Source organism: Neiella holothuriorum, assembly GCF_019457915.1.
Lineage (GTDB): Bacteria > Pseudomonadota > Gammaproteobacteria > Enterobacterales > Neiellaceae > Neiella > Neiella holothuriorum.
This window is the reverse complement of sequence record NZ_JAHZSS010000012.1, coordinates 38,932-62,808: the sequence shown is the minus strand read 5'-3', so window position 1 is coordinate 62,808 and position 23,877 is coordinate 38,932. Positions and strand designations below refer to the sequence as shown.

At 46.3% G+C, this 23,877-nt stretch carries 17 protein-coding genes; 13 read left to right on the top strand and 4 right to left on the bottom strand.

Going from position 1 to position 23,877, the window contains the following annotated elements:
• Positions 1-284: 284 nt before the first annotated feature.
• The 3 genes from K0504_RS10995 (at position 285) to K0504_RS10985 (ending at position 4,289) form a co-directional block, all read left to right on the top strand.
• Positions 285-944, top strand: coding sequence for a TetR/AcrR family transcriptional regulator (locus K0504_RS10995; protein WP_220104245.1), 660 nt, complete (start codon positions 285-287; stop codon positions 942-944).
• The gene (locus K0504_RS10990) at positions 945-3,260 is read left to right on the top strand and encodes an acyl-CoA dehydrogenase (RefSeq protein ID WP_220104244.1); all 2,316 of its coding nucleotides are present in this window, start codon (positions 945-947) and stop codon (positions 3,258-3,260) included.
• Positions 3,261-3,371: 111 nt separating this feature from the next.
• A complete protein-coding gene (locus K0504_RS10985; RefSeq protein WP_220104243.1) occupies positions 3,372-4,289 on the top strand; it encodes a DMT family transporter in 918 nt (305 codons plus the stop codon).
• On the opposite strand, the gene K0504_RS10980 is transcribed toward K0504_RS10985, so the two are convergent.
• The 3 genes from K0504_RS10980 to K0504_RS10970 form a co-directional block, all read right to left on the bottom strand.
• Complete coding sequence (locus K0504_RS10980) at positions 4,286-5,509, bottom strand: GGDEF domain-containing protein (RefSeq protein ID WP_220104242.1); 1,224 nt, start codon at positions 5,507-5,509, stop codon at positions 4,286-4,288. The genes K0504_RS10985 and K0504_RS10980 overlap by 4 nt on opposite strands.
• A gap of 155 nt (positions 5,510-5,664) precedes the next feature.
• Positions 5,665-7,101, bottom strand: a complete 1,437-nt coding sequence (gene pyk / locus K0504_RS10975) for a pyruvate kinase (RefSeq protein ID WP_220104241.1) — start codon at positions 7,099-7,101, stop codon at positions 5,665-5,667.
• Positions 7,102-7,331: 230 nt separating this feature from the next.
• Positions 7,332-8,195, bottom strand: coding sequence for a MurR/RpiR family transcriptional regulator (locus K0504_RS10970; protein WP_220104240.1), 864 nt, complete (start codon positions 8,193-8,195; stop codon positions 7,332-7,334).
• Between the two features lie 349 nt (positions 8,196-8,544).
• On the opposite strand from K0504_RS10970, the gene zwf reads away from it, so the two are divergent.
• The 9 genes from zwf to msrB all read left to right on the top strand — a co-directional run bounded on the left by zwf (position 8,545) and on the right by msrB (position 22,199).
• Entirely contained in the window at positions 8,545-10,014 is a 1,470-nt protein-coding gene (gene zwf, locus K0504_RS10965; RefSeq protein ID WP_220104239.1) for a glucose-6-phosphate dehydrogenase, read from the top strand.
• A gap of 197 nt (positions 10,015-10,211) precedes the next feature.
• The gene (locus tag K0504_RS10960) at positions 10,212-11,174 is read left to right on the top strand and encodes a glucokinase (RefSeq protein ID WP_220104238.1); all 963 of its coding nucleotides are present in this window, start codon (positions 10,212-10,214) and stop codon (positions 11,172-11,174) included.
• 298 nt (positions 11,175-11,472) lie between these two features.
• Positions 11,473-12,465 (top strand): type I glyceraldehyde-3-phosphate dehydrogenase, encoded by a 993-nt coding sequence (gap, locus tag K0504_RS10955; RefSeq protein WP_220104237.1) that lies wholly within the window; start codon positions 11,473-11,475, stop codon positions 12,463-12,465.
• Between the two features lie 232 nt (positions 12,466-12,697).
• Positions 12,698-14,911 (top strand): 4-alpha-glucanotransferase, encoded by a 2,214-nt coding sequence (gene malQ / locus K0504_RS10950; protein WP_220104236.1) that lies wholly within the window; start codon positions 12,698-12,700, stop codon positions 14,909-14,911.
• Positions 14,912-15,066: 155 nt separating this feature from the next.
• Entirely contained in the window at positions 15,067-17,256 is a 2,190-nt protein-coding gene (gene glgB / locus K0504_RS10945; RefSeq protein ID WP_220104235.1) for a 1,4-alpha-glucan branching protein GlgB, read from the top strand.
• 83 nt (positions 17,257-17,339) lie between these two features.
• Positions 17,340-19,418, top strand: a complete 2,079-nt coding sequence (glgX, locus tag K0504_RS10940; RefSeq protein WP_318837964.1) for a glycogen debranching protein GlgX — start codon at positions 17,340-17,342, stop codon at positions 19,416-19,418.
• 73 nt (positions 19,419-19,491) lie between these two features.
• Entirely contained in the window at positions 19,492-21,012 is a 1,521-nt protein-coding gene (gene gndA, locus K0504_RS10935) for an NADP-dependent phosphogluconate dehydrogenase (RefSeq protein WP_220104233.1), read from the top strand.
• An 86-nt stretch (positions 21,013-21,098) separates the two neighbouring features.
• Positions 21,099-21,794, top strand: coding sequence for a pyrimidine dimer DNA glycosylase/endonuclease V (locus K0504_RS10930; RefSeq protein WP_220104232.1), 696 nt, complete (start codon positions 21,099-21,101; stop codon positions 21,792-21,794).
• Between the two features lie 24 nt (positions 21,795-21,818).
• Entirely contained in the window at positions 21,819-22,199 is a 381-nt protein-coding gene (msrB, locus tag K0504_RS10925; RefSeq protein ID WP_220104231.1) for a peptide-methionine (R)-S-oxide reductase MsrB, read from the top strand.
• Here msrB and K0504_RS10920 read toward each other — a convergent pair.
• Positions 22,196-23,023, bottom strand: a complete 828-nt coding sequence (locus K0504_RS10920) for a DUF2989 domain-containing protein (RefSeq protein WP_220104230.1) — start codon at positions 23,021-23,023, stop codon at positions 22,196-22,198. The genes msrB and K0504_RS10920 overlap by 4 nt on opposite strands.
• Before the next feature lie 118 nt (positions 23,024-23,141).
• On the opposite strand from K0504_RS10920, the gene K0504_RS10915 reads away from it, so the two are divergent.
• Positions 23,142-23,666: a TlpA family protein disulfide reductase gene (locus K0504_RS10915; protein ID WP_220104229.1), complete on the top strand. Its 525-nt coding sequence runs from the start codon at positions 23,142-23,144 to the stop codon at positions 23,664-23,666.
• The last annotated feature ends 211 nt before the right edge of the window (positions 23,667-23,877 follow it).

The window sequence follows — 23,877 nt, the reverse complement described above, 5'->3', positions numbered from 1 at the left end:
CATACGTTGCTTACTAAAGTTCAGTTTAGTTTTAACAAATTTTGTTTTTTGAGAATCTTCTGAGCAACATCACACAAATCAATATCTGCGCATAAACCTAATGCCGAATATTCCAACTTCACCCGGTCGATCATAGTATTTTCATATGTTAACTCACTGAATTTTAATTAGTTATTGATTGTGAACTTATTCTTTCGCTTAACCTTGTTCGCCGACGTTACCTGCTTGACAGACCAGTGAAACAAACATAGATTTGAAACACCTGTTTGAATTTTGTAAAGCGCATGACCAGACAAAATACCCAAAACAAAATCCTTGATGCTGCCGAACGTTTATTTGCTGAACGTGGGTTTGCCGATACATCCCTGCGTTTAATTACCAGTGAAGCTGACGTTAATTTGGCCTCGGTCAATTACCACTTCGGTTCAAAAAAAGCACTCATCAAAGCTGTGCTCGCGCGTTATTTGGAACAGTTCATGCCAAAGCTCAGCGAGGAATTGCAAAAATTATTACAAGCAGAGCAAGCTCCAACACTGCATCAGGTGTTTGATAGCTTTGTAGAACCCATGTTGGCGCTGAATAACTTTCGTAGCAACGGCACCAACATCTTCATGCAATTACTTGGGCGCGGATATAGCGATAGCCAAGGCCACTTGCGTTGGTTTATGACCACGCAATATGGGGAGGTGTTGCAGCAAATCACTTTGGCGGTAAAGCGCGCCAATCCAGCGCTCTCAGCGAGTGAGTTTTTTTGGCGCATGCACTTTACGTTAGGCACGGTCGTATTCACCTTAGCCTCCAACGAAGCCTTGCGTGATATCGCCCGAGTCGACTTTGAAGAAGATATTGACGTTGAAGGACTCGTACGTCGGTTGGTACCGTTTTTGGCAGCTGGCGTTGGTGCGCCAATTTTGCCGGCATTTGCAATGAAAGAGGCCTTATAAATGACCATCTTAGTGTTATTCCTAACAGCAATCTTGGTGGTTTTGCTGGTCGGTGATATTCGCCGAAGTCTGATCATCAAGCCTATATTCGCGTTATTTAAAAAAGTGTTGCCGCCGTTATCTAAAACCGAACGTGAAGCAATGGAAGCCGGTGACACCTGGTGGGATGGTGATTTATTCAGTGGAAACCCTGACTGGAACAAACTTCACAGCATTCCAAAGCCAGCGCTGAGTGCCGATGAGCAGCATTTTATGGATCACCAAGTGCAAGAGCTGCTTGCTATGCTGGACGATCATCAAATCGTCCAAGAGCAGCAAGACTTGCCGCAAGAGGTGTGGCAATACTTAGGTAAAGAAGGCTTCTTTTCGCTGATTATTCCGAAAAGTTACGGTGGCCGTGAGTTTTCTGCGATTGCCAATTCAACCATTGTTTCAGCCATTGCCTCACGCAGTTTAAGCGCGGCGGTAACGGTCATGGTACCTAATTCATTAGGTCCCGGTGAGCTATTAATGCATTACGGTACCGAGGAGCAAAAAGAAAGATGGTTGCCGGGTTTAGCGAAAGGCGACGAAGTCCCTTGCTTTGCCTTAACGGGCCCAGAAGCAGGTTCTGATGCGGGTGCAATTCCCGATACCGGCGTGGTCTGTAAAGGCACATTTAATGGCGAAGAAGTCATTGGTGTTCGCCTCAATTTTGCAAAGCGATACATTACCCTTGCCCCCGTAGCCACGGTTGTAGGGTTAGCCTTTAAGCTGACTGATCCTGATGGCTTAATTGGCGATGATAAAGCGCCTGGTATCACTTGTGCGTTAATTCCTGCCGAGCATCCCGGTATCGAGATTGGGCGCCGCCATAACCCGTTAGGTTTAGCCTTCATGAACGGAACCGTTTATGGCGAAGACGTGTTTATTCCAGCCGATTGGATCATCGGCGGGCCAGAATATGCCGGCCGAGGTTGGCGTATGTTGGTGGAATGTTTGTCTGCTGGTCGTGGTATTTCATTACCCGCGTTAAGTTGTGCATCAGGTCATTTAGCGTCACGCATGACCGGTGCTTATAGCTACGTTCGTCGTCAGTTTGGCTTACCGATTGGTCAATTTGAAGGCGTGCAAGAATCAATGGCACGTATTGGCGGGATGACATACTCCTTAGAAGCGGTCCGAAAAATGACAGCCGGTGCGCTGGACTTAGGGACAAGCCCTTCTGTGGTTACTGCGATTGCAAAGTATCACATGACCGAAATGGGGCGACAGGTCGTCAGCGATGCCATGGATATTCATGCTGGGCGGGGGATTCAGCTTGGGCCTAAAAATTATTTGGGTCAAAACTACATGGGGATCCCTATCTCCATCACCGTTGAAGGGGCCAATATTCTCACTCGTAACCTGATGATCTTTGGCCAAGGTGCAACGCGCTGCCATCCGTACGTGTTAAGAGAAATGGCAGCAGCAGCCAATGAAAACCCAGACGAAGGATTGAAACAATTCGATACGTTACTGACCAAGCATGTGGGCTTTGCCGCTACCAACTTAGTGAGTTCGTTATTTATGGGCTTAACCGGCTCGCGTTTTAATAGCGCACCAGTTGCTGGGCCAACTAAATCATACTACCAACAGTTAACACGTATGAGTCGTAGTTTGGCTCTTTGTGCTGACTTCTCGATGTTGGTGTTAGGCGGTGATTTAAAACGCAAAGAAATGATTTCAGCGCGCTTGGGCGATGTTCTTAGTCATCTGTACATGGCCTCTGCGGTACTCAAACACTATGAAGATGATGGGCGACAGCAAGGCGATTTGCCATTAGTCCACTATGCGATGCACTGGCATCTTTCAGAAATTGGCAAAGCTTTTTCCGGCTTGTTTCAAAACTTTCCGAATCGGATGGTCGCATGGGTGATGAAGGTTTGCGTATTCCCATTAGGTAACCGCTTTACCATGGTTGATGACGCGGTCCAGCAACAGGTTGCCAAAACCTTGCAAGCACCAAGTGTTGTGCGTGATCGGCTAACCCACTTATGTTTTGTGGGCGATGCCAAGGACGATCCGACTGGCATCATGGAGCGAGCGTTTGTTGCCATGTATCAAGTTCGAGCATTGGAAAAGAAAATTAAGTCAGCACAACGAAGCGGGGCACTGGCATCCAAGTTGCCCATCGACGAGTTACTATGTGAGGCCGTTACTGCAGACGTGCTGACGGCTGACGAAGTGGCACAACTCGAATTAGCTTACGCTTTAGCTCGCGATGCGATTGATGTCGATGAGTTTGATACTGCGCGTAGCTTAAAAGGTCAAAGTGCGAAACCAAACGCTGCATGATCCCACTCGCCACCTTATAAAAGCACTGTTTAAGCAGTGCTTTTTTTATGCCTCAACAGTTGGATTGTTGCGCAACGGGTGTAGACTAGCTCACTTCACAAAGGAGTGGACATGCACACTGTTTCCGGCCGTTCGATGTTTGGCTTTTCGTTAGCGCTTTTAACCTGCGTCATGTGGGGCTTATTACCGATTGCGCTAAAGGATGTTTTAGCCGACGTCGACCCTTATACCATTACGTTTTTTCGTTTCATGTCTTCGGGGCTCATCTTAGCGTGTTGGCTCGGCGCGCGCGGTGGTTTACCAAAACCTAAACAACTTAATCGCACCATTACGCTCTTGTTATTCGTGGCGTGTTCCGGTTTATCGCTTAATTACGGTAGTTACCTGATTGGGCTCGATTATTTGGAGCCTAAGTCGGCCCAAGTGGTTATTCAGCTAGCACCTTTTTTACTCTTGATTGGTAGTGTGGTGTGGTTTAAAGAGCAATTCACTCGTTGGCAGGCAATGGGCGCGCTCACGTTATTAGTTGGATTAGGCTTATTCTTCAATCAACGTTTGGAGCAACTATTTGCTGGCGGTAACGATTATAGTGCCGGCGTGTTATGGATCGTGTTTGCTGCGGTCACTTGGGCTGCTTACGCGTTAATACAAAAAGGTCTGCTGCGTCATTTCAGCTCAGTGCAACTCATGATGATCTTTAACTTGTTTGGTGGCGTGGTGTTTATGTTTGTTGCTTCGCCGTCGCAAGTGCTGGTGTTATCAACTTGGCAATGGGCCATGTTGATATTTTGCTGTTTGAATACAGTGATTGCTTATGGCGCGTTTGCGGAGGCGATGGCGCATTGGCAATCATCAAAAGTGAGTGCAGTTCTAGCTATTACACCGCTAGTAACGATTGTGACCATTGATTTTCTAGCGCTCGTTTTACCTGAGCATTACCAAACCCTACACCTGAATGCATTAGCCATGATAGGGGCAGGTATGGTGATTATTGGATCCATTGTTGCTGCGCTCGGTAAGCGCCGTTAATCGTCCGCTACCTCGAGTCTATTTCGGCCATTGTCTTTCGCGCGGTAAAGTGCTTGATCGGCACGTTTCATCACGCTTTCGTAAGGTTCACCTTGCTGCCGCTGGGCTAGGCCTAAGCTGATGGTGACGTTTGTCGTTTTGATTTTTTTAGGTTTGGCGCCACGTCGTTGACGACCAAGGTTATGGTCGTCAGGGCGCGCTTTAGCATCCCTTACCACTAAATCATAATGTGCAATTTCTTCGCGTAGCGCTTCTAAATGCGCTTTACAAGCCGCTGGACTTTTACCTCGAAAAACAATCGCAAACTCTTCACCGCCAAATCTGTAAGCCTTTCCGCCGCCTGTTACTTTAGAAAGTTTGGCTGCGACTAGCTTTAATACATCGTCGCCTGTGTCGTGACCGTAGGTGTCGTTAAACTTCTTAAAATGATCGACATCTGTCATGGCCATGGAGTAGCTCCGGCTGGCATGTTTTAAATCGGACACCATGGCTCGACGCCCAGGCAGTTGCGTCAACTCATCGAAAAAAGCCATCTGGTAACTACTGGCTAAAAAGCTTCGGCACAGTAATAACAACATGCCAATGATGGCCAGAGCAGAGACGTGGTCGCGCTCAAAATTCGCCAACATCCAGCTCGCAATAATCAGAGATACCGCTAAATCAAGATCGAGTGCATGACGTTGATAATGAAACTTAACCACCAAGCCAACGACACCCGCTACTGCGAATACTAATGCGAGCGTTGGTTGCCAAGCCCAAGCAACGGGTTTAATCGCCAACCAAGATGTGAGCCAAGATTCTAAACTGGCTTCGTGTTGAACGAGGAGATAACCGAGTAAAAGCTGCGCTAAACCGATGGCAATGGCCATCATGCCTAATGGTGAAACTGGCGGTTGTTCGTTACAAAAACTGATGGCTATTAGGTTAAAGGGAATGGCTACAGCAAGCAGAACAAATACTTTTTGGGTAAACAATATATCCAACGGTTGCTGAAGCCATTGTTGAATAACGTAATAAATTGCCGCAAACAATAATGCCGTTATGGCGACTCGGCCTTGCCTAAAGGGCACGGATAAGACGACCAGAAGCCCTGCAAGAAGGTATGGAATAGAGCGCAATATACTGAGTTGATCTGGCGACCAAACATGACTGATTTGGCTAATCCAAATCACACTCACAGTAACCAATAGCGGCCAAATAAACGGCAAAACATGAAACATAATGAGCCTTGGTGGAGCTTGAAAACGTCAATTAAACCGCATGGTTACATAGTGACGAATAATAAAAAAGAGCAAACATACAAGATGCTTGTTTAGTGTCCTCAAGATAAAGAAAAAGGCGCCCTAAAGGCGCCTTTCATTATGCTGTTCGGTGATTAATTAACGCGAACAACTTTACAGTTATTGGTGCTTCCCGATTGCCCCATGATGTCACCCTTAGTCAGGATAACTAAATCGCCTGGCTCTAATAGGTTACGACCTTTCAGCATGCTGAAAATCGCGTGAGCAACACTTTCAGGAGTTTCTTGACGGCTGTCGAAGAAGATTGGCTCTACACCACGGTAAAGCGCAAGTTTGTTCAACGTTGCTTGATGACGGCTCAAACCGATAATAGGCAGGCCAGAGGTAATACGTGACGTCATCAATGCAGTACGGCCAGATTCGGTAATGCACACAATCGCTTTCACACCTTCAAGGTGGTTAGCTGCGTACATTGCTGACATCGCAATGGCTTCTTCAATGGTGGTGAACGTTTGGTTCATACGGTGGCGAGAAATATTTACACGCGGATGTTTTTCAGCGCCAATGGCAACCTTAGACATGGCATGAACAGTTTCTTCTGGGTAATCACCGGCAGCCGTTTCAGCTGACAACATCACCGCATCGGTACCATCGAGAACGGCGTTCGCCACGTCCATGACTTCAGCACGCGTTGGCATTGGTGCTGTGATCATTGATTCCATCATCTGAGTCGCGGTAATAACAACGCGATTCAGTGCGCGAGAACGTGAGATGATTTTCTTTTGAACGCCCACTAGCTCTGGGTCGCCAATTTCAACACCGAGGTCACCACGTGCAACCATAACAATGTCGGAATTCAAAATGATGTCGTCGAGGGCAGCTTCAGTGGCAACAGTTTCTGCACGCTCAACTTTGGCACAAATTTGTGGCTCGAAACCGGCTTCTTTGGCTAGTTGACGAGCATATTGCAAATCTTCACCGCTTCGTGGGAAGGATACGGCTAAGTAATCGACGCCGATATCCGCTGCGGTTTTAATGTCTGCTTTATCTTTTTCAGTCAAGGCTGCAGCAGAAAGACCACCGCCTTGCTTGTTGATACCTTTATTGTTGGACAGCGGACCGCCTACAACAACTTCGGTGAATACTTTAGTGCCTTGAGTGTCCAGCACTTTTAATTGCACACGACCATCATCTAACAGCAACAAATCGCCGTGATGAACATCGTTTGGCAGTTCTTTATAGTCGAGACCAACTGCTTCTTTATTACCTTCGCCTTTCTGCATATCAGCATCTAAGCAAAACTTGTCGCCGATCTCGAGTTGGACTTTACCTTCTTTGAAGGTTGATACGCGGATCTTTGGACCTTGCAAGTCGCCTAGAATAGCGACATGAACGCCTAGACGCTCAGCAATTTCTCGAACTTCATGTGAGCGTTTTTTATGATCTTCGGGAGTGCCGTGAGAGAAGTTCATGCGAACAACGTTTGCACCGGCACGAATGATTTTTTCAAGATTACCATCACGGTCTGTCGCTGGTCCCAGCGTCGTAACGATCTTGGTTCTTCTAAGCATTGCTAGCTCCGAAATTTATTAGGTGTGTGTTTGTGAAGCGGGCGAAATATTACCACAGCTATTCATGAGTTTTTTGTAAAAAAAACACCAAAACATTGATTTCATGCAATCATTCGTTAATAGCTGAAATTAACTTTCAGTAAATGAAATTGTTACATAAAGTGCACATTAGTTTAGTCGGCTTTGACTAAAAATAAATGACGGGTTGGCCCGCAAAGCGAGCCGCCGACTTATAGCACGGCATTAAATCCATCTTTGTTTAAACGGGAATCTTTCAAGCTGTCTTTAACGCGTTTTAGGTTTTCACGGAATTTGTTACCACGCCGCAAGGTGAAGCCTGTTGCCATCACATCCACTAACACTAATTGAGCTATGCGTGATGCCATTGGCATATAAACATCGGTGTCTTCTGGTACGTCCATAGATAATACCAAGTGACATTCTTGGGCGAGGGGAGAATCTGCGCTAGTAATGCCAATCACGGTGGCATCATTTTCTCGCGCTAAACGCGCTACATCCACGAGGTGCTTAGTACGGCCAGTGTGTGAGAACAACACCACAACGTTGCCTTCGGTCGAATTGATTGCGCTCATGCGCATCATGACTACATCGTCAAAACAAATCACCGGTACGTTAAAGCGGAAAAACTTATTCTGAGCGTCATGAGCAACTGCTGAACTTGCACCTAAACCAAAGAATGAGATTTGATTCGCTTGTGTCAGGATGTCTACCGCGCGGTTTATCAGCACCGTATCAATTGATTGGCGGGCGTTATCAAGGCATGCCATGGTCGATTCAAAAATCTTTGCCGTATAGGCATCAGGACCATCTTGCTCTTCAACGTGGCGGTTCACGTATGGCGTACCGTTTGCCAAGCTTTGTGCTAAATGCAACTTAAAATCAGGGAAGCCTTTTGTGTCGAGGCGGCGGCAAAAGCGGTTAACAGTAGGCTCACTAACGTCGGCCATTTTAGCCAATGTGGCAATACTTGAATGAATGGCCGTTTGCGGAGCCGCAAGGATTACTTCGGCAACTTTTCGTTCAGATTTGCTGAAACTGTTTAAGTGTTTTGATATTTTATCAAGCGTATTCATTGTGCCTAGCCTGTCCGATCCCTCAACGCCGCAATGGAGCAGGTCAGGGGTCCTTGTTAATTGACTTCCGTAATAAACGTTCAATCTTGACACTGAATTAATGTTACTGTGCAGATCTACTTCACGTTTTGTAAAAAATTTACGTAAAATTTCGGTTGAAGTCGCGAATTTACAAGATATTAGGGCAGGAACCTGTAGGAAAAACACAATCCTGATCAATTTATTGTAATTTTTTTTGAATTTTTGTTGCTCAGTGAGATCTGAGCAACAAGTTAAAATAACAACAGCAAACAATTGATGGGCATTCCGCTCATCGCAACACACTATTTGCTTACATAACGGAGAAACTATGTCGCAAGGTGAACATGCCGCGCACTGCGATTTTGTGCTTATTGGTGCTCAAGGTGATTTAGCTCGACGCAAGCTTTTACCTTCTTTATACCAATTAGATAAAGCAGGCTTATTGCATGCTGATACCCGAATCATTGGTGCTGCGCGCCGCGACTATGATCACGCTACGTACCGGAACGTAGTGCTAGATAACACTCGAGAATTCATGAATGACGACATTTGTGAAGAGACTTGGGAACGCTTTAGCAATCGATTATTCTTTTTCCGGCTTGATGTTGACGTACAGTCAACCTACGACGAAGTTAAGGCCTTTATTGGCGAATCACCATTACCATCGGTATTTTACTTTGCAATGCCGCCAGCCACTTACGGCAACATTTGTAAGGGGCTCCACCAAGCCGGCTTAGTTGATGGGCGTTGTCGCGTTGTGTTGGAAAAGCCCATCGGCAAGGATTTGGACTCATCAAAAGTGATCAACGATCAGGTCGCGAAATTCTTTGATGAAACCCAAATTTACCGAATCGATCATTATCTTGGTAAAGATACAGTTCTCAATTTGTTTGCCCTTCGATTTGCTAACGCCATATTTACCAACAATTGGGATCACAACAGCATTGACCACGTGCAAATTACTGTTGCCGAAGAAGTAGGTATTGAAGGGCGATGGGGCTATTTTGACACAGCAGGGCAGATGCGTGACATGGTGCAAAACCATTTGCTCCAGTTGCTTACCATTATTGCAATGGAGCCACCGGCCGATTTGAATGCTGACTCCGTTCGCAACGAGAAGCTCAAAGTCTTAAAGGCTTTACGCCCGATATCTCACACCAACATCGATGCCCGTACCGTTCGAGGTCAATACACATCAGGCTACCTCAAAGGACAAGCGGTCCCGGGTTACTTAGATGAAGATGGCGCGAACGAACGTAGCGAAACGGAAACGTTCGTGGCGTTACGTGTTGATATTGATAACTGGCGTTGGGCTGGCGTGCCGTTTTATTTGCGTACCGGCAAACGCTTACCGAGCAAAGTAAGTGAAATTGTTATTAAGTTTAAGAAGCAACCGCACAATATCTTTGCCCACGCCTATCGCAGCTTACCCGCTAATAAGCTAACGATTCGCCTGCAGCCTAATGAGGGGGTTGAACTTCAATTCCTCAATAAGGTGCCAGGCCTTGATGACCCAATGAAGCTACAGCAAGCTAAATTGGATTTGAGCTTTTCCGAAACCTTCGTCAATGAGCGGATTGCAGACGCCTATGAGCGATTGCTTTATGAAGCGATGGTTGGCAACCAAACCTTGTTTGTGAGCAGGCCAGAGGTTGAGCAAGCTTGGAAATGGGCTGATTCAATTATTGAAGCATGGCAACACTGTGGTGTACGAGCCAAACCGTATCAAGCTGGCACTTGGGGGCCTGTTTCGTCCGTTGCTCTATTAGCAAAAGACGACCGTACGTGGCACGAATAACCACCAATTAATAAAAATAATTTAAGGCACAGAGTAATTCTTTGTGCCTTTTTTTGTGTTTGGTCAATAATTACGCCGGTTTTCGAAAAATATCCGGAAAGGGTGCAATCAAGTTATTTTTTTTGACTCGAAATAATGTTTTAATAGCGCCCATAAAATAATGATTAAATCACAGTAATAATTAGCGGAGTAAACCCATGGCTCAGCAATTAGGTCTTATTGCCGATGTAGGTGGTACCAATATTCGTCTGGCTCTTGTCGATGAACAAGGTGTTGAATACAGCGAATTACGGAAATACTTATGCGGTCAGTACCCAAGTATTACGGATGTTATTCGGCATTATTTAAAAGAAGTGAACGCAAGTGTGCGCCATGCATGTATCGCGATTGCTTGTCCCACCGATAGTGACTGGATCGATATGACCAACAATAGTTGGGCATTTTCACGCCGCGAAGTACAACAAGCCCTTGGCTTAGACGCGTTTTATATCATCAATGACTACACCGCGATTTCAATGTCGCTGCCATTTTTGAACGCCGATCAATTTGTGCAAATTGGCCCAGGCGTCGTTGAGCCAGCCGCACCTAAAGCGGTACTAGGGCCGGGTACGGGCTTGGGCGTCGCTCATTTAGTCAGTATGGACGGTCACTGGCACAGCCTGCCCGGAGAGGGAGGGCATGTCGATTTTGCTCCAATTGATGAAGTCGACGCTTATATTTGGAAATACTTGAATAAGCGCTATCCGCACGTTTCTTATGAACAATTGCTGTCTGGTTTAGGTCTTATTCAGACTTATGAGGCAATCTGCGAAATGCGTGGTGTGGCAATTGTTGAGCGAACACCGGCAGAAATCACGACCTTAGGTGTCGCTGGTGATTGCGAATTATGCCAAGCAACGGTGGAACAATTTTGTAAGGTACTCGGTAGCCATGCGGGCAATTTAGCGCTGAACCTTGGTGCGTTTGGCGGTGTTTATGTTGCTGGCGGCATTATTCCCCGTTTTACCGATTTTGTTGCTAAGAGCGATTTTCGCCGTCGCTTCGAAGCAAAAGGGCGTTTTTCTGATTATGTGCGCCGCGTACCCACGTTCTTAATTACTGAAGAACAGCCAGGCTTGCTTGGGGCTGCTGCATATTTAATGCAACAAGGTTTCGATTAACGAAGGCGATAGACCCAGTCACGGTAACAGTATGTTACTACTGCTTCGTTATAAATGGACTATAGTATTGCGTAAAACGTAGGTGGCTTGAAATACTCAAATTAGTCACCAACTCTTGGGAATCGGGCAAAATGTTCGTAACATTACGAACATTTTACAATGTAAATGTGATGCTGGTCATGCCAGCGCCCCTTTAATTAAGGGTTTTTTTGATTGATTAATATCAACATTATTTAGTCGGGTGCTATTATAATGCCCCCCAGAAAGATGATGAATTAATCCAACTTAAGGAACGAAAATGGCTATTAAAGTAGGCATCAACGGTTTCGGCCGTATCGGTCGCTTTGTATTCCGCGCGTCTGTAGAGCGTGCTGATATTGAAGTTGTAGGTATTAACGACTTGATTGACGTTGAGTACATGGCATACATGCTGAAGTACGATTCAACTCATGGTCGTTTTAACGGTACTGTTGAAGTCGTAGACGGCAACTTGGTTGTAAATGGTAATACTGTTCGCGTAACTGCTGAACGCGATCCTGCTGCTTTAGCATGGGATGCAATCGGTGCTGAAGTTGTTGTTGAGTCAACTGGTCTGTTCCTGACTGATGAAACGGCGCGTAAACACATCACTGCTGGTGCTAAGAAAGTTGTTCTTTCTGCTCCTTCTAAAGATGCCACGCCAATGTTCGTTATGGGTGTTAACCACACTGAGTACGCTGGCGAAGAGATCGTATCTAACGCTTCTTGTACAACTAACTGCTTGGCGCCAATCGCTAAAGTATTGAACGACACTTGGGGCATTAAAGACGGTCTGATGACGACTGTTCACGCAACCACTGCAACTCAAAAAACTGTTGACGGTCCTTCTGCGAAAGACTGGCGCGGTGGTCGTGGCGCTGGCCAGAACATCATCCCATCTTCAACTGGTGCTGCTAAAGCTGTAGGTAAAGTAATTCCTGCGCTGAACGGTAAACTGACTGGTATGGCGTTCCGCGTTCCTACTCCAGACGTTTCTGTTGTAGATTTGACAGTAAACCTAGAGAAGCCTGCTAAGTACGAAGAAATTTGTGCCGCAATGAAAGCAGCTTCTGAAGGCCCAATGGCTGGCGTTCTTGGTTACACTGAAGATGCAGTTGTATCTAACGACTTCGTTGGTGAAGTTTGCACTTCTGTATTTGACGCTGATGCGGGTATCGCATTGACTGATACATTCGTTAAAGTTGTATCTTGGTACGACAACGAAATCGGTTACTCAAACAAGGTTTTGGACTTGGTTGCGCACATCGCTTAATCAACGCCACTTGTTTAAAAAAAGTCCGCCTCGCTGCGGGCTTTTTTTTGCCTGTTTTCCGATCAAAACTAAGCTTTATTGATGCAAGTAAAGTGTGACTCAATCTGCAAATTTTTAACCTGCTAAAAAAGGTACCGGTTTCTCTTTTAGTGCTACCTTTTAAGCTGCTGCTAGCATTCATAAAATTACTTTCGTTCGAATAAAAATAACGACTTATAGGTTAGGTAACGCCATGATCGATACACAAATCCAACAGCTGTGTGAAATACACGGAATTGAGTCAAATTATACCGATGCGTGGGGCAGTCCCGCGACCGTTGTTCCCGAGAGTAAAGCGAAGCTTCTGGCGGCAATGGGCTATGCCGTATCAGACGCTAAAAAGTTAGCTGAACAGATTAAAGAGAAATTAGCGAGCCAATGGCAAACACCATTACCGGCCGTTGTAATTAGTCGCGACCAACACGCCTTAGCATTTGAAATTAGTGTTGCCCAAACGGATGTCTCAGCGCTTCTTAAATGGAATTTACGTCTAGAAGATGGCGCCGAACACCATGGTACAGTGACGCCCATCGAAGGGCATAAAGTAGCTGAAACTGAGTTGGACGGACAGCGCTATCAGCGATACGCCTTATCGATTCAAGTTGATATGCCGCTCGGTTATCACCGCTTAATTTTGGCTAACGCCATCGATGAAACCGTTGCCGAGGCATCTGTCATTATTGCTCCTCGTGCCTGCTACACACCGAAACTGGTGAACGAAGGTGCAAAGTTGTGGGGCCCAAGTGTTCAATTATATTGCTTGCGATCAACGCGTAACTGGGGCGTTGGCGACTTTACCGATTTAGAATTTTTAATTGAACAAATATCCGCAAAAGGTGGTGACTTCGTTGGCTTAAATCCAATTCATGCCTTGTACCCATCTAATCCTGAGAGCGTGAGCCCATATTCGCCATCAAGTCGTCGCTGGCTCAACATTGTTTATATTGACGTCACTGCCGTGACTGAATTTGAAAAAAGCAAAGATGCGCAAGCCCTTGTCGATAGTGATGCGTTCAAACATCGCTTAGAGTTGTTGCGCGACGCGCAATGGGTCGATTACACCGGCGTCATGGAGGCAAAATTAGAGGCCTTAGATTTAGTCTTTGCGACATTTAAAGAGCAAGAATTGCGTCGTAATACCAAGCGCGCACGAGCGTTTCGCGCGTTTGTGAAAGAAGGGGGCGAAAGCTTGTTAGAGCAAGCGGCTTTCGATGCGTTGCAACGTGAGTTCTGTAGCCAAGGCATTAATGCTTGGGGATGGCCTGCATGGCCAGAGGAATATCAAGACTTCGCCAATGAGTCGGTTGCCAAGTTCATTAAGAAAGAAAAATCGAAGATCGACTTTTTCAGCTACCTACAGTTTATTGCCGATGAACAGTTGCAATCAGCCAACAAAGTTGCCGACGAATCGGGGATGACGCTTGGTATTTATCGCGATTTAGCGGTCGGTGTGAGTGAAGGTAGTACTGAACTTTGGGCAAACAAGTCACTGTACTTGCAAGGTGCTTCTGTTGGTGCGCCACCCGATATATTAGGGCCGCTAGGCCAAAATTGGGGTTTGCCGCCAATTGAACCTGATACGGCGAAGCAGCAAGCTTACCAACCGTTTATCGATTTGTTCCGATCGAACATGCGTCACTGTGGCGCGTTGCGTATCGACCATGTGATGGCGCTACTGCGTTTATGGTGGATCCCTGCGGGGGAAACGGCGGACAAGGGCGCTTACATTTACTATCCAATTGATGATTTGTTGGCGATCTTAGCGCTAGAAAGTGTGCGTAACCAATGCCTGATCATCGGTGAGGATTTAGGTACTGTTCCTGATGGTATATTTGAAACCCTGCAAGAAAATGGCGTGTATTCCTACCGCGTATTTTTCTTTGAACGTTCAAAAGAAGATGGCGGATTTTATGCGCCTCAACATTATCCTGTTCAGGCTATGGCAACCTTAACCACGCATGATATGCCGACGCTCAAAGGCTTCTGGCAATGCGATGATTTGTTGCTCGGTAAAGAGCTCGGTTTATACCGAGATGAAGATGTCCTTAAAACTCTCTATGCCGATCGTCACGAATCAAAACAACGCATCCTTGATAGTTTGCATGGCATGGGAATGATTCCAGATCACATCTCAAAAGATGTGAACTGGGTTGCGATGTCAAAAGAGCTGAACTTTGGCATGCAATTACATCTAGCCGGCGGAAGTAGTGCGCTACTTGCATTGCAACTCGAAGATTGGATTGAAATGGATAAGCCCGTCAATGTTCCAGGAACCAGCAGCGAGTATCCTAATTGGCGACGTAAATTATCTCGAAACCTCGAAGAAATCTTTGCCGACAATGATATTGCTTCTTTACTTACCGAGTTAACGGCAATTCGCCATAGTGCGCACGGTGTGGGGCTGTAACAAGCCCTTAATTGGTGATGATACGGTCACAGTAATTACTATTGTTATCAATTAAATACGGGATTTTGTTTCACAAAAGGTTAATATACCCAAACGAGCTTAAAAGAAGTTCACTGTTTGGGAATGCCACTTTAAACGGACATCAGGTGATATAGATGCTAATAAACCAGTTACTTCAGGCACAGTGTGCTAATCCATTTGGCCTTTTAGGGCTACTTCCTTCGGCGGAAGGGGATGGCTACGTGCTGCGCGCTTGGCAGCCGCGAGCAACCGCCATTACAGCAGTTGCGCTGTCGGGAAAACAAACGCCAGTTGAACTGGAATGCATCAACGATGAAGGCCTTTTTGAGGCAGTACTGCCAACCTTAAAAAAGCCATTTGCATATAAGTTAGCGGTAGTCGCCGGTGACCATAAATACGAAGTGGTTGACCCTTATCAAGTCCATCATCAGGCGATGTACCACGTCCATCATATGTACCAAGACGTCGCCGATACATATCAGCATATGGGCTCACAATTCCAAACTGCAGAAATTGATGGTTTGAAAATTGAAGGCGTCCGATTTGCGCTGTATGCGCCAAATGCTCAATCGGTCAGTATTGTCGGTGATTTTAATGCTTGGGATGGTCGCATTCATCCCATGCAAAAATTAGAAAACGGCTGTTGGGGACTGTTTTTACCGGGTTTGCAACCGGGTGAAAAATACAAATACGAAATGAAAGATCCCTTGGGTAATCGATTACCACATAAAGCGGATCCATTTGGTAATTATGCCGACCAATATCCTTCTCACGCCTCAATTCTTTATGATCAAACCACCTACCAATGGAATGACAGCAACTGGCAACGCGATAATCTTGACGACAAACGCTTCCGTCCAATGTCGATTTACGAAGTTCACTTAGGTTCGTGGCGACGTAAATTGGAAGAAGATGGCTCAGAACGTTCGTTGACGTACAAAGAACTCGTGGAAGAACTGATTCCATATGTAAAAGACATGGCTTATACCCACGTTGAATTGATGCCTGTTTCCGAACATCCGTTCGACGGCTCTTGGGGCTATCAACCGATCGGTATGTTTGCACCTACAAGTCGGTTCGGTAACCCCGATGACTTTAAGTACTTTGTTGATCAGTGCCACCAAAACGGTATTGGTGTCATCATTGACTGGGTTCCAGCTCACTTCCCTGATGACAGCCACGGTTTAGCTCGCTTTGATGGGACTCATTTATATGAATACTCTGATCCGCGCAAAGGGTGGCACCCAGATTGGAACAGTTGCATCTATGACTTTGGCCGCGATCATGTTCGCCAATTCTTAGTTGCTAACGCGCTTTACTGGCTCGAACATTTCCACGTTGATGGGTTACGGGTTGATGCCGTAGCGTCCATGCTGTACTTGGATTACTCCCGTAAAGACGGTGAGTGGATCCCTAATGTTGACGGTGGCAACCAGAATTATGAAGCCATTAGTTTACTGCGCTGGTGTAATGAAGAAGTTTACAAGCGCTACCCACATGCGATGACGATTGCCGAAGAATCAACCGCGTTCCCGGGTGTGAGTCGACCAACATTCAGTGGCGGTTTAGGGTTTGGCTTTAAATGGAACATGGGCTGGATGCACGACTCGTTGTCCTACATGGAAAAAGATCCTGCATATCGTAAGTTCCATCATGGCGAAATGACCTTTTCGATGATCTACGCCTATGATGAAAATTTCATTTTGCCGCTGTCTCACGATGAAGTTGTCCACGGAAAAAACTCACTTCTTTACAAAATGCCTGGCGACGAATGGCAACAAGCCGCTAATTTGCGTTGCTACACGGCATTTATGTGGGCTCACCCAGGCAAAAAATTAAACTTTATGGGCAATGAGATCGCACAGGGTACCGAATGGAACCACGATAGCTCGCTGCCATGGCATTTATTAGATTTTCCACGTCACAAGGGCCAACAAAGCCTCACTCGCGCACTGAACAAGCTTTATCAAGCCGAAAATGCATTGTATGAACTCGATGTTTCTGGCGAGGGTTTCGAATGGATTTCTCATGAAGATGCAGAAAACAGCACCTTAGTGTTTGTTCGAAAAGCTAAAAGCACATCCGATCAAGTCGTTGTAATATCGAACTTTACACCTGTGCCACGCGAAAATTATCGCTTTGGTGTGAACACGCCAGGCACTTATCAAGTGTTATTGAATACTGACGATAGTGAATTTTGGGGAAGTGGTTATGATGTCGTCACAACCGTCGACACTGACGACATAGAATGGCATGGCCGTGAGCAGTCGATTTCGATTAATTTGCCGCCGCTGGCCACAATTTTCTTGAAGCGCATTAGTTGACGTATTAACCTCCAATTAATAATCATTTATTAATAAGAATGCCGCTCAATGCGGCATTCTTTGTCTTACAGGCAAATTCATCTGTGAAAAAGGCTAATCAGACAAATGCGCGCTTTGTTGTTGAAAAAGGGCAGCCATTCCCATTCGGCGCGCTTTTAACAAAAACTGGCTGTAACTTCGCGGTTCGCGCGCCGGATGCGGAACAGGTTGCCATTTGTATCTATGATGCTGATGAAAATGAGCTCAGCTGCCAGCAATTACAATTTCGAAATGGCGCTATTTGGTATGGCCACATTGCTGGCTTTACCAAAGGCATGATGTACGGCATTCGCGCAAAGGGCGAATATGCACCTGAGCACGGGCTTTATTTCGATCCAAACAAATTACTCATCGACCCTTATGCGAAGTCTTTAAACCGCCCCATCATTTGGAATAACCGGCTTTATGAAGGCGACAGTCAAGCGATGATCCCTAAAGCCATTCCTGTCGATGGCGATGCGTTTGACTGGCAGAACACCAGCAAGCCTCAACACCCCGATGCAGACATGATTTTGTACGAGGCGCATGTCAAAGGCTTTACCAATCTGCTGGATGAAATGCCTAAAAAGCTTCGCGGCACCTATCTTGGTTTGGCTCATGAAAGCTCGATTAACTACTTAAAAGAATTAGGCATCACATCTATCCAATTGTTGCCGGTCAGCACCTTTATGTCCGAAGCTTGGTTAACAGACCGTGGTTTAAGTAATTATTGGGGCTATAACCCCATTAACTTCTTCGCACCCGATCCTCGATATGCAGTTAAAGACGCTTATCACGAGTTTAAGATCATGGTGCGAGAGCTTCACAAAGCCGGTATTGAAGTCATCTTAGATGTGGTGTTCAACCACACAGCCGAATCTGGTGGCGATGGCCCTATATTGAGCTTTCGCGGTTTAGATAATCGATCATCTTATTGGTTTGCTCACCACGAACACAAAGCGGATTACACACATTATTTGAACCATAGCGGTTGTGGTAATGCGGTAAACCTCGACGATCCCGACACTTTAGCATTTGTGCTTGATTCGTTACGTCACTGGGTTGAAGAGATGCACGTCGACGGTTTTCGCTTCGACTTGGCAGTCACCCTTGGCCGCGAAGTGGACGGCTTTAAACCTAATGGGGCGTTTTTAAAGTCGGTGTATCAAGATCCCGTCTTGCGCCACTGTAAATTCATTGCTGAGCCTTGGGACGTTGGGCTCGGCGGCTATCAACTCGGTCAATTCCCCAACAACTGGCTCGAGTGCAATGACCGCTACCGCGATTCGATGCGATCGTTTTGGCGCGGCGATGCCGGCTATCTTGGCGATTTCGCAACTCGACTGATGGGCTCGCGCGACATTTTTCACGGCGATCGACGTCAGCCGCACGCTAGCGTTAATTTTATTACCTATCACGATGGTTTTACGTTGCATGATTTAGTGACGTACGAGCAGCGCCATAACGAAGCTAACAAAGAAAATTCGCGCGATGGTCATGGCCATAATATTTCCGCCAATTACGGTGTGGAAGGCGAAACAAAAGATGTGGCGATTAACAAGCTGCGTCGTCGCCAACAACGTAACTTTTTGGCCACCTTATTGTTGTCTCGCGGGGTGCCACATTTATTAGCTGGCGATGAAATTGCCCGCACCCAACAAGGCAACAACAACGCTTACTGTCAGGATTCAGAAATTAGTTGGATTGATTGGCAATTGTCTAATCATTCACGTCATCAACTTAAATTTGTCAAACAGCTCATTAATTTGCGAAAATCGCATCCGATTTTGAACCGCTACTGTGTTCAGGACGATCCATTCTACAAAGGTTCAGAGCGAGTCAACGTTGCCTGGCTAGCACCTTCAGGAAAGGCTATGACCCACGGGGAATGGCATGATCCGTCAACCCAATGTGTATCAATCTGGCTAAAACCTGCCAACGCAGGATCTGAAGAATTACAGTTGTTGCTGATCTTTAATGCGTGCCAAGCACCGCAAGATTTTCAGCTGCCGGCAAGTAGTCGCTGGAAGGTATTGCTCGATTCAGATGCCGAGGATGGAATGAAATCAACGCGGATCAGCGCTGGGCACTATCAAGTGCAGCAGCGTTCTGTTGTCGTACTCGGCGGCCGCGTTATCAAATAGGCATGTATACAATGCCATTTTTAGTTATTTGTAGGCTTTGTCTACAAAGCATTTATTGCTGGAACAATACGATATGACTCAACAATGTGATATTGGCTTTATCGGCCTCGGTGTGATGGGTAAAAACCTCGTCATGAACTTAGCTGATCATGGCTACACCATCGCCGCTTTCGATTTAGATCAGGATAAGATTGACGGTGTTTTAGCCCAAGATACAAAAGAGCGGGGCGATAAACTTCCGCGCGTTGTCGGCTGTAATACCCTCGAAGCGCTGCTAGCCAATACAAAGCAACCTCACTTGATCATTTTGTCTGTGCCTGCTGGTAAGCCTGTCGATATTGTTTGCCATAATCTGCTCGAAGCCGGACTTGCAACCGATGCCGTTGTTGTCGATACCGGCAATACTTTGTGGACCGACACCGTAGAGCGGACTGCGAACTATAAAGGTAAGTTCACCTTGTTCTCGACTGCTGTTTCAGGCGGAGAAGTTGGTGCAAGATTCGGCCCTGCTTTAATGCCGAGCGGTGATGCTAAGCAATGGCAACGGTTGGCTCCTGTTTGGGAAGCCATTGCCGCCAAGGTTGATCCAGAAACTGGCAAACCACTAGAGTCATTTGTTCCTGGCCAACCTGTTACCGAAGGTGAGCCCTGTGCGGCATACATTGGTCCTGCGGGCGCAGGCCATTATGTCAAAATGGTTCACAACGGCATCGAATATGCGGATATGCAACAAATTTGCGAAGCCTATCATGTGATGCGTGACGTTGCCGGTATGAGTTGCGATGAAATCGGTGACGTGTTTGCCCAATGGAATAACGGCCCCCTCAACAGTTACTTAATTGAAATCAGTGCCGATATCTTGAAGCAAAAAGATCCGGTAACGGGTAAGCCTGTGGTTGATGTCATTCAAGACACTGCCGGCCAAAAAGGTACGGGGCTATGGACAGCAATGAGTTCGCTCGAAGTTGGCTCGCCAAACCCATCGATTGCTCAATCTGTTTTTGCACGCGCGTTAAGCTCAATGAAAGCCGAACGTTTAGCAGCGAGCCGTGTCCTCAAAGGGCCAACAACTCAACCGTTAAGCGATGATGATAAAGCCACGCTGATTGAACAGTTACATGATGCGCTCTATTGCTCCAAGCTGTGTGTTTATGCGCAGGGCTTCCATTTGATGAAGCTTGCCGGTGAACAGCAAGGTTGGGATTTAGACTTTGCATCTATTGCGAAGATATTCCGCGCCGGCTGTATTATTCGTGCAATTTTCTTGCAGTCGATTACCGAAGCGTTTGAGCGTGACGGCGCATTAACGAATTTGCTAGTTGATCCATTTTTCATTGAGCAAATTGAAAGCCGCCAAGCGAACTGGCGTCAGTCTATAGCCAATGCGGTTGTCAACGGTATTCCGACTCCAGTATTTGGTGCATCGTTAGCTTACTATGACACCTACCGTAATGCCGTGGTGCCAGCTAATTTGCTACAAGCTCAGCGTGACTTTTTTGGCGCGCACACCTTTGAGCGAGTCGATCAACCTGCAGGTGAGTTCTACCACATTGAGTGGAGTCAGCCTGAACGTAACCAAGTTCGCGTGAAGTAACTCCATAAAAGGCCATGCTGTGGTGGCGTGGCCGTGTTTCCTTGCGTAATATTCATTGAAATTACAAATAAAAAATCGTTCTGCTAATGAAAATTTGGGATTGTTATCCTGCATACCTGACTCAACCGTTACTCGTTGCTGAACATCGCGAAATTCACGGGCTACTGCAAATTGTCGAACGCGGCAAAAGTCTCGCCAAAACAGCTGATCCACACATCGCGAACTGGTTGGCTCACCCCGGCGCACTTGCAACTCGCCATGAACAACTTGTTGAAGAAATGAGTTTGCGCGACATTGAGCACAAGAGCCCTGTCGCTGTACAAGCCGGCGCTGTGTTATGGCCCAAAGTGAGTGGTGATATAGGCATTGGCATCCAATTCGAGCAGCTTGCAGCGATGGGAAATGACGCTCGTCTCTTAAGCCCTAAAAAGCCCGACGATTTGCTACAACAAAATGCGCTATCGATCATGGCGCGCGATCCATCGCTCTATAAATTCCTTCAAGCTGAAAACCAAAATGGCCGGCTCAAGTTAATCGAGTTGCAGCGCGAAGTCACCGAAGTGATTCGCAGGCCGGTCAATTTAGAATTCCTCGAGCGTGTTGTCGCAACCATGTGGCGTTATTGCGAGCAAGCACCTGAAGCATTTACCTTTTCCAGCCGTTCAAAAGATCCAATGCGGCGCCTCAAAGCCATTCAATTTTTAGCTAGTAAGTACAAATGGCCAGAGTTATGGCAGACCACAGCGCTTACCGATCTGGCGTGCTGCCAGTTGGTTGAATAGTCAAAACGCCCTAAAGGAAAGTCTATGGCCGTTAAAGGTAAAGATGAATTAACTGCCGAGCAATACAGAGTGTGCTGGCAGCAGGGGACGGAAGCGCCGTTTACAGGCATTTATTTAAATCATAAAGACCATGGCACCTACGCCTGTGTCTGCTGTGACGCGCCTCTATTCAGTAGCGACAGTAAATTTGATTCGGGTTGCGGCTGGCCAAGCTTCGATAAAAGCCTGACCGATGCCATTCGGTATATTGAAGATAATTCTCTCGGCATGCTTCGCGTTGAAGTTCGATGCGTCAACTGTGATGCGCATTTAGGGCATGTTTTCCCCGATGGCCCGACAGAAACAGGCCAACGTTATTGCATCAATTCCGTATCATTACAATTCGACAGTGACGACACGCCTTAAAAACTATAAGTACGCTTGGCAATAAATTTGCCTTCATTCAGGTCGGTGACGATTTGAGTTGCGATTTGCTTTGCTTTGGCCTTTTGCTGGATCGTAAGTAAATTGGTGTCATCAAATAGCCCCATATTAACGGGCGCAATGGCAAGTTGTTTGGTTACTTCTGTCCATACATAGCTATGACGGTAATCTTTGAGTTGATAGGTGAGGGTAGCCAGTTGCGTGAAAATGCTCTGGTCGATTTGGCTGTTGTCATCATACATGCTCAAGACTCGCAGCAGGATGCTAATCGTTTTTTCCTGATCGCGCTGGGCGTAATGAGCCGCCAAGTTCAATTGCAACTCAGGGGTATTGAGCAAGCCCGCGTCTTCATAAGCGATAAAGCGCTGGTAAGCTTCTTTATCTTGATTGCGAGTCCAGTGATACCAAAGCAATTCTGGCATCTTAGCATTCCGCGTTTCTTCGTTAAGCGCTAACAACATTTCTTCTGCTTTAATGTAGCCTTCTACACGTCGAGACTGACGTATTTTAAGTTGCTTCATTTCAACTTGAGCGGCTAATTCGATACAGGTACGGTAACTTTCCCACGCTATTAGCGCATCAAACAGCGCCGGCTCTGAGCGATTTGAATTCTCAACAGCAAAATCTGCTTTAATGACAACGTCGCGCTGCTCTTGGCACCAGCCATCTCGATTCAATCCCTGACAAATATCTGGATTGCGAGCACAAATCCGTTTAATGCTCGGTTGCGTATCACAAGCGATCAACAGGGTACAAAGAGAGATAACAAATGAAGGGAGAACAAAGTAGCGACGTAGTTCTTGCATAGCGTGTGATAAATTGCAGCAGTGTGAGTCCATTTCGACCGAAGTATGACAGATCTTTGCAATAAAGTATCAAGCTTTGCGGTCTAGCTAAGTGACCGAGTGTTCTTAAGGGTTGCCCGTGAAGAAATTTATTCGTCAATTAGCACCGTTTGCCATCATTATGGCGGTGTTTTTTGCTGTTCAGTGGTATCGCTCGGCGCCGCTTATTGCCAAAGGCGAACCGGTTGCCGACTACAGTCAATTGAAGCGCTTAACGACCGAAGGTCGCACCGTGCCGGTCGACAGCTTATTTACAGACTCAACTCGCCCTAAACTTGTCTATTTGTTTGCGCCTTGGTGTGGTGTTTGTCGCGTTTCGTTGCCAGCGGTAAACGCCTTGGCTAACGAACGTAGCGATATAGAAATCATAGCAGTGGCCTTGTCATACGAATCGACACAGCAGGTTTACCAATTCGCCAACGAACTGTCGCTCACTTTGCCTGTTTATCTCGGGGACAATCAATTAATGAGTGATTATAGGGTGGCAGTATTCCCGACCTATTATCTGCTAGCACCTGACCTAACTGTCGTCAGTCAAGGCGTTGGGCTAAGCACTAAAATAGGGCTTTCATGGCGTTTGGATTCACTAGCCGACGAATATTAGCTGGATTGCAATTAGCCCCTTTGCCGATTGCCTATTACAGCCGAGATTTGCTTAAGTTGCTTATTTGACATTGATATTTCAGTTATCCACCATGTCTGTGGATAACTGTGTGGATTGTCATGAAAGAGTAAGCTCAAACCCGCATGCATTCGTGTCAACATCTTTTTTGAACAAACTAAAAAGAAAAAATATTCACTAATAAAAACAGTGG

Coding starts and splice junctions, on each gene's coding strand:
- K0504_RS10995 (WP_220104245.1), top strand. CDS start 285: ATGACCAGACAAAATACCCAAAACAAAATCCTTGATGCTGCCGAACGT.
- K0504_RS10990 (WP_220104244.1), top strand. CDS start 945: ATGACCATCTTAGTGTTATTCCTAACAGCAATCTTGGTGGTTTTGCTG.
- K0504_RS10985 (WP_220104243.1), top strand. CDS start 3,372: ATGCACACTGTTTCCGGCCGTTCGATGTTTGGCTTTTCGTTAGCGCTT.
- K0504_RS10980 (WP_220104242.1), bottom strand. CDS start 5,509: ATGTTTCATGTTTTGCCGTTTATTTGGCCGCTATTGGTTACTGTGAGT.
- pyk (WP_220104241.1), bottom strand. CDS start 7,101: ATGCTTAGAAGAACCAAGATCGTTACGACGCTGGGACCAGCGACAGAC.
- K0504_RS10970 (WP_220104240.1), bottom strand. CDS start 8,195: ATGAATACGCTTGATAAAATATCAAAACACTTAAACAGTTTCAGCAAA.
- zwf (WP_220104239.1), top strand. CDS start 8,545: ATGTCGCAAGGTGAACATGCCGCGCACTGCGATTTTGTGCTTATTGGT.
- K0504_RS10960 (WP_220104238.1), top strand. CDS start 10,212: ATGGCTCAGCAATTAGGTCTTATTGCCGATGTAGGTGGTACCAATATT.
- gap (WP_220104237.1), top strand. CDS start 11,473: ATGGCTATTAAAGTAGGCATCAACGGTTTCGGCCGTATCGGTCGCTTT.
- malQ (WP_220104236.1), top strand. CDS start 12,698: ATGATCGATACACAAATCCAACAGCTGTGTGAAATACACGGAATTGAG.
- glgB (WP_220104235.1), top strand. CDS start 15,067: ATGCTAATAAACCAGTTACTTCAGGCACAGTGTGCTAATCCATTTGGC.
- gndA (WP_220104233.1), top strand. CDS start 19,492: ATGACTCAACAATGTGATATTGGCTTTATCGGCCTCGGTGTGATGGGT.
- K0504_RS10930 (WP_220104232.1), top strand. CDS start 21,099: ATGAAAATTTGGGATTGTTATCCTGCATACCTGACTCAACCGTTACTC.
- msrB (WP_220104231.1), top strand. CDS start 21,819: ATGGCCGTTAAAGGTAAAGATGAATTAACTGCCGAGCAATACAGAGTG.
- K0504_RS10920 (WP_220104230.1), bottom strand. CDS start 23,023: ATGCAAGAACTACGTCGCTACTTTGTTCTCCCTTCATTTGTTATCTCT.